Below are 6,000 nucleotides of genomic sequence, written 5' to 3' on the forward strand. Positions count from 1 at the left end.
ACCCCAGCCAGCGATGGCAGGGGTTTTTTGTTGTGGCATGGAATTGAAGTCCTGGATCCATTATCCGTCTAAAAAACCCGGTTTCTCGCGATAGTCATCTCAAATGAGGCAATTACGTTAAGAAACTGGGTTTTTGCGTCCAGGACTAGGTTAAGCTGTTGCGGCATTTAAACTGTATGTCAAAAAAAAATCAAAGTCTTGTGGGGTGTCCCGCCCGCGGAGAATATACAATTTAAATGCGCGACAGCTTACTAAAATATCTTTCCCGTTAAAAGTTAAAGCCTGTGCGGAGCAACCAAACCCATTGAGTGTCGTTGCGGCTGTCATTCTCAGGATTAACAACGACCCAAGCAGCAGGGGTGATGGAAATGTTGTCGTTTACCTGAAAGCGATAGAAGGCTTCAATGTGATAGGAAGTATCTCGCTCGCGGCGCACATTACTGCTCGTCACCCGACCTGGTAAACCCACCAAAATCCCGGGTAGGTTGCCTTCACCTCCGACATCTGGGAAACTTATACCGATCGCCCCATACACAATATCAGCGCGATCGCCGCCGTCAACATTTAGCACAATCAAGCCACCTCTACCATCAGAAAGGCTGCTAACACCGGAATTTTCAGCATTGGCGCGAGTATAAACGACCCAACCGTGAACTTGGAAGCGGGGAGCAAGGCGGTAGAATCCTTGTACACCTACAGAATCGCTGGATGTAGCAATATTGTTCCCAAACGGTTGCGCAGCCAGAAAACTGCCCGTACCGCCTGTGATATCGGCTTTACCGCTTGGTGCAAAGGTACGAGAATAGGCTACGCCAATGGCTCCGCGATCGCGCCGGTAGGCAAGCTGAACCAAAGCGTTGTACGAACCGTTGAATAAACCGTTACTTGACTGCGAGAGATTGGGATTTCCTGCTATATAGCCTACAGTCAGGGTGAGGTTTTTGACGATCGTCCAGTTGACAGCAGCACCGCCACCTCCCCGGCGGTAGAGGGGATTGTATTGTCCGAACTTCGAGGGAATTCCCTCACTATCGGTGGCGATTGTGGGAGGAGTCAGCAAATCCGTAATATCGGGATACCCAACACCTGTGGGGCCGACGGTCAGCGCCAGATTAGAGGTCAGCGGCGTTACATATAATACGTGAGGGACGGTGATTGTGTTGTCGGTATTGCCATCAAAGTTCAAGGCCGTCATATTTGTACCCGTCTCATCGGCAATCCTCCTGCCCAAGTTGCCGAATTCCAAACGGGTTCTCAGCATATCGCGACCGGTGAAGCTGGTTTCAAAATTTAATCGGCCCCGGTTGGCAACAATAGTGTTGGTGCGATCGTCCGAATCCCCAACACGGTTGCCCGAGGTATCTGTTACCACCACGATAATTTCCGCATTCAGCTTAGTTGTCGTGGAGAACTGATTCGCTTCTAGTTGTGCTGTGCGTGCCTCTAGAGTATCGACTCGACCCCGCAACACCGATAATTCAGTGGCAAATTCTTCTTGGAGTTTTTGGACGATCGCTAAATCTTCCCCAGTAATCAGGTTGGTTGTTCCTGCGGCAATTAGTTCGCTGACTCGATCGAGACAGCTATTCAATCCTGCTGCAAATTCGTACCGCGTTATCGCCCGGTTTCCTCTGTAGGTGCCGTCGGGATAACCGGCAATGCAGCCGTAGCGTTCTACTAGAGATTGCAGCGCCTGAAACGCCCAGTCAGTGGGTTTTACATCCGAGAGTTTAGAGACAGAATTCACCTGCGCGAAGGGTTTTTCTACCAAGGTATTTAACGGTTCAGGAGCAACTAATCTATCAATGGGAACCGCCAAACTTGGGGATGATGTTAGTAGAAATACACCCGGTGTTCCCAGGAGAAAAGCAGTAATCAGGTGATAAAAATGCTGGATGTGCATAGGACAAAGCTCCGCATAAAGACCCGATCTTGCATCATTTTCAAGAACGGGCAAGATGCCCGTTCCACAATAAAATTCACTCTTTGTGGAACGGGCATCTTGCCCGTTCCTAAACAAGTAATTGAGAAAGGTGCAATATCTCAGTTACATCCGTTAAATTCGTTACAGAATCCTTTGCCGAACTTCCTTCTTCCTTTTCCCCCTTGGGGGGGCAGGGGGGGTTTGCTTCCCCTACGCTGCGCTTGAACCGGTGCGAACTTTGTCAATCGTCACTGCGATAATTATCACCAGACCTTTCACAACTAACTGCCAGAAGAAAGACACATTCATGAGAGTTAGTCCATTGTTGAGCAGGGCAATAATTAAAGCCCCGAGCAAAGTACCCCAAATAGTACCAATCCCACCTGTAAAACTCGTTCCTCCCAAAATTACAGCAGCGATCGCATCTAATTCGTAGCCTTGCCCCAACATCCCCGTCGCACTGTAGAGGCGCGACGCGCTCATAATTCCACCTAAACCAGAAAGCAACCCACTCACGCCATAGACAAATAACAGCACCCGACTCACCTTAATACCTGTCAATCGTGCTGCCCGAATGTTGCCTCCCACCGCGTAAATATGCCTCCCGAGAACAGTCCGCCGCAAGACAAACCAACTCGCTAAAACTGCGAGGAAAGCGATAATAACCAACCAGGGAATTGGACCGACATAATTGTTACCTACCCAAGCAAAATTCAGATTTCTATTGATAACGGTAGTGCCGTTAGCGACTAAATAAGCAACTCCCCGCAAAGCTGTGTAAGAACCGAGGGTGACGATGAACGGAGGCAAACCTAAATAGGCAACTAGCGAGCCGTTAAGCAATCCCAAAAAGACTCCGGCTATTAACGCAGCCGGTACGGCAAACCAACCCAGACCTGGAACTAAAGAAACCAGCACCCCGACAACTGCCGTCACGCCCAAAATTGACCCGACAGAAAGGTCTATTCCGCCAGTCAAAATCACAAAAGTCATGCCAGTAGCTAGGACAATATTGATTGATGCTTGCCGAATGACATTGATAAAATTTCCTAAGGAAAGAAAGTTGGGCGTTACCAGGGAAAAAATCACACAGATGGCAACCAAAATCGGCAGGATACCGGCAACTTGGATGAATTTTTTCCAAGCTACGACTTTGCTCGCTTTCTGCCGATCGCTCCCTGAACTTCTGCTGGTTTTTGTTTGCGTTTGACTCATGATTTTACTACCTCTTTTGCACCAGTGGCATAAGCCATAATGTTTTCTTGCGTAATCTTTTCCCCAGTCGATCCGCCTACTTCACCGACAAGGCTTCCTGCTCGCATCACTAAGACGCGATCGCTCATCCCGACAATTTCCGGCAGTTCGCTGGAAATCATCAAAATAGCTACACCTTTGGCTGCCAAATCGCTAATAATTCGATAAATTTCGCTTTTTGCGCCAATGTCCACACCCCGCGTCGGTTCATCTAGCAAAAGTACCTTTGGGTTGATAGCCAACCAACGGGCTAGCAGCAACTTCTGCTGATTTCCCCCAGAAAGATCCATTGCCCTGATGCTCGGACTTGCAAGGCGAATCTGCAAATTATTAATAGCATCATTGACAATTTTTAACAGAAAATTTGAGTTAATAATGCCAGCTTTTGCTTCTCGATCGAGGACATTCATGGTGATATTTTCACCCGAACTTGCCTCCAAAAATAGTCCTAGAGCCTTGCGATCTTCTGGCACGTAAGCAATTCCGGCTGCCATTGCTTCATTGGGTGTCGAGACATTGAGATGACGATTTTCGAGTTTGATTTCACCGCTTGTCTTTCGATCTGCACCAAAAATTAGGCGGGCAAGTTCTGTTCTGCCAGCGCCAACTAAACCCGCTAAACCCAGAATTTCGCCCGCATGAAGTTGAAAACTGGCTGACTTTACTTTTTTGTGGCCGTCGCTTAAATTTGTTACCTCAAGAACAACTGCACCCGGTGTTATTTGATGCTTGTTTTCGTACAAATCCTGTAAAGAACGACCCACCATCATTTCCACCAGGCGTTCGGCCGAAATTTCGTGCTTTTCAAGAGAGCCAATATACCCGCCATCTCGGATGACGCTCACGCGATCGGCAAGAGCATAAATTTCTGCCATTCTGTGGCTGATATAAATAATAGCAATGCCCTCATTCCGCAAGCGGCGAACCACTTCAAAAAGCTTATCTGTTTCCCGGTCTGAAAGCGCGGCTGTCGGCTCGTCCATCACTAAAATTCTGCTGTTGTCTTTGAGCGCCCTAGCTATTTCCACTTGCTGCTGTTCAGCAATTGAAAGTGTCGAAACCAGGTCTCCAGCCTCAAAATTTGCATCGAGGTTTTGTAATACCTCAGCGGCCCTACGCCGCATTTCATCTTGGTCTAGAAATGTACCTCCTTTCTTCAGCTCGCTGCCCATAAAAATGTTTTCAGCAACTGTCAGATTAGGGGCGAGATTGAGTTCTTGATAAATAATCGCTATCCCTAAATTTCTGGCTTGACCGGGGTCGGTCATCTTAACAGCTTCGCCGTCAATTCTGATTTCGCCTGCATCGGCTATGTAGGCTCCGGCCAGAATTTTCATCAGCGTACTTTTACCCGCGCCGTTTTCCCCCATGAGGGCGTGGACTTCGCCCGGGTAAACGGTGATATTTACATCGTGCAAGGCTACAAAACCGTTAAAGGTTTTTTTAATACCTTGCATTTCGAGGACTGGCTTAGTTTTAATTGAATCTTGAGTGCTATTTACCATCGCAAATACCGTAAGAAAATCTGCTTGACTATTAAACTTAGATCCCCCCTAGCCCCCCTTCTTAAGGGGGGGAGAAGATTCTTCTCAAAGTCCCCCTTCTTAAGGGGGATTTAGGGGGATCTAGACTCGGGAAAAAACGGGATTCCTCAAGGGTTTTAGTCTTAATTTGACACGAAGAAGGTCACTCGCTTGTCCAGCCTTTATGTTGATGGACGTTTTCGCGATCGATCAGCGCGACTGGAATCAGAATGTTTGGATTGGCTGGCTTTTTTCCTTTCCGAATGTCGTTCCCGACTTCAACTGCCTTGGCTGCCATGCGAAATGGATCTTGAGCTGCTGTAGCCACAAATAGACTGTTGTTCTGCTTGAGGGCATCTAAAGCTTCAGGTGCACCATCGACTCCCACAATAAAGAACTCGCTTCTTTGTGCTTGTTTGGCCGCTAATTCTGCACCAATGCCACAGGGGTCATTAATTGCAAAAACAGCATCAATTTTTGGGAAGGAAGTAAGGACATCGCTCATCACTCTCAATCCGCCATCGCGGCTGCCTTCTGCGTTCTGATCTTTGGAAAGAACCTTGATATCGGGATATTTGGAGAAGACACTCTGGCACCCCTGAACTCGCTCGACGACTGAAGCGACGGGAGGCCCGTTGATAATCACAACGCTGCCTTTTCCTTTCAAGCGATCGGCTATATATTGACAGCTTACTTCGCCAGCTTGCACGTTATTTGAAGTAACTGTGGCATCAACGCCTCCCTCGGCGGCGGTATCAACTGCAATTATCGGAATTCCGGCTTGCTTGGCTTTTTCGACAGCGGGTGCAATGCCTTTGGTGTCCGCAGCATTGAGTACAATCATGCCGACATTAGAGGCAATAAAGTTTTCGATTTGATTAAATTGCTGATTTAAATCGTCGCCGCTGGAAACGAGAGTTGTCCTCACGTTTGCACCGCCGATTTTCTTGGCTTCGGCCTCAGCGCCCTTGCCAACTTGTACGAAAAATGGATTGCCGAGGTCGCGGACTGCTACAGCAACTGATGAAAGTTCGGAGTTGCTTGGTTGTGTGCTGTTTTGAGCGTTCTGGGAAGCTGCGGTGCAACTTGCCAGGGTGCTGCTGAGTAGACTAAAAAGACTGAGTGCGATCGTTACTCGTTTCACCTCAAACTCCAATGAAGGCTGGTTTGGAGAGAGTCGCTCGTAAATATGACGTTGCCAACCTAACATTAGCTTTGTTAGGTTTAAGCTCGAATACCTAATGTTTTAGGTGAGCGGCTTTTCTTTGTACATGATTGTACGAGATCGTGTTTATTTTA

The 6,000-nt window shown here is 47.9% G+C and carries 4 protein-coding genes; all 4 read right to left on the reverse strand.

Annotated features, from left to right (window positions below; translation table 11 throughout):
* Positions 1-268: 268 nt before the first annotated feature.
* The 4 genes from ACUVJL_RS15180 to ACUVJL_RS15195 all read right to left on the reverse strand — a co-directional run bounded on the left by ACUVJL_RS15180 (position 269) and on the right by ACUVJL_RS15195 (position 5,911).
* A complete protein-coding gene (locus ACUVJL_RS15180; RefSeq protein ID WP_445246600.1) occupies positions 269-1,903 on the reverse strand; it encodes an iron uptake porin in 1,635 nt (544 codons plus the stop codon).
* 231 nt (positions 1,904-2,134) lie between these two features.
* A complete protein-coding gene (locus tag ACUVJL_RS15185; protein WP_445246601.1) occupies positions 2,135-3,139 on the reverse strand; it encodes an ABC transporter permease subunit in 1,005 nt (334 codons plus the stop codon).
* A complete protein-coding gene (locus tag ACUVJL_RS15190; protein ID WP_445246602.1) occupies positions 3,136-4,683 on the reverse strand; it encodes a sugar ABC transporter ATP-binding protein in 1,548 nt (515 codons plus the stop codon). The genes ACUVJL_RS15185 and ACUVJL_RS15190 overlap by 4 nt, the downstream gene beginning before the upstream one ends.
* A gap of 181 nt (positions 4,684-4,864) precedes the next feature.
* Positions 4,865-5,911 carry an ABC transporter substrate-binding protein gene (locus tag ACUVJL_RS15195; protein WP_445246603.1) on the reverse strand — a complete coding sequence of 349 codons (1,047 nt, stop codon included), beginning with the start codon at positions 5,909-5,911 and terminating at the stop codon, positions 4,865-4,867.
* Between the last annotated feature and the right edge of the window lie 89 nt (positions 5,912-6,000).

This window comes from Microcoleus sp. OTE_8_concoct_300, from assembly GCF_031383065.1.
Lineage (GTDB): Bacteria > Cyanobacteriota > Cyanobacteriia > Cyanobacteriales > Microcoleaceae > Microcoleus.

Coding starts and splice junctions, on each gene's coding strand:
- ACUVJL_RS15195 (WP_445246603.1), bottom strand. CDS start 5,911: ATGTTAGGTTGGCAACGTCATATTTACGAGCGACTCTCTCCAAACCAG.
- ACUVJL_RS15190 (WP_445246602.1), bottom strand. CDS start 4,683: ATGGTAAATAGCACTCAAGATTCAATTAAAACTAAGCCAGTCCTCGAA.
- ACUVJL_RS15180 (WP_445246600.1), bottom strand. CDS start 1,903: ATGCACATCCAGCATTTTTATCACCTGATTACTGCTTTTCTCCTGGGA.
- ACUVJL_RS15185 (WP_445246601.1), bottom strand. CDS start 3,139: ATGAGTCAAACGCAAACAAAAACCAGCAGAAGTTCAGGGAGCGATCGG.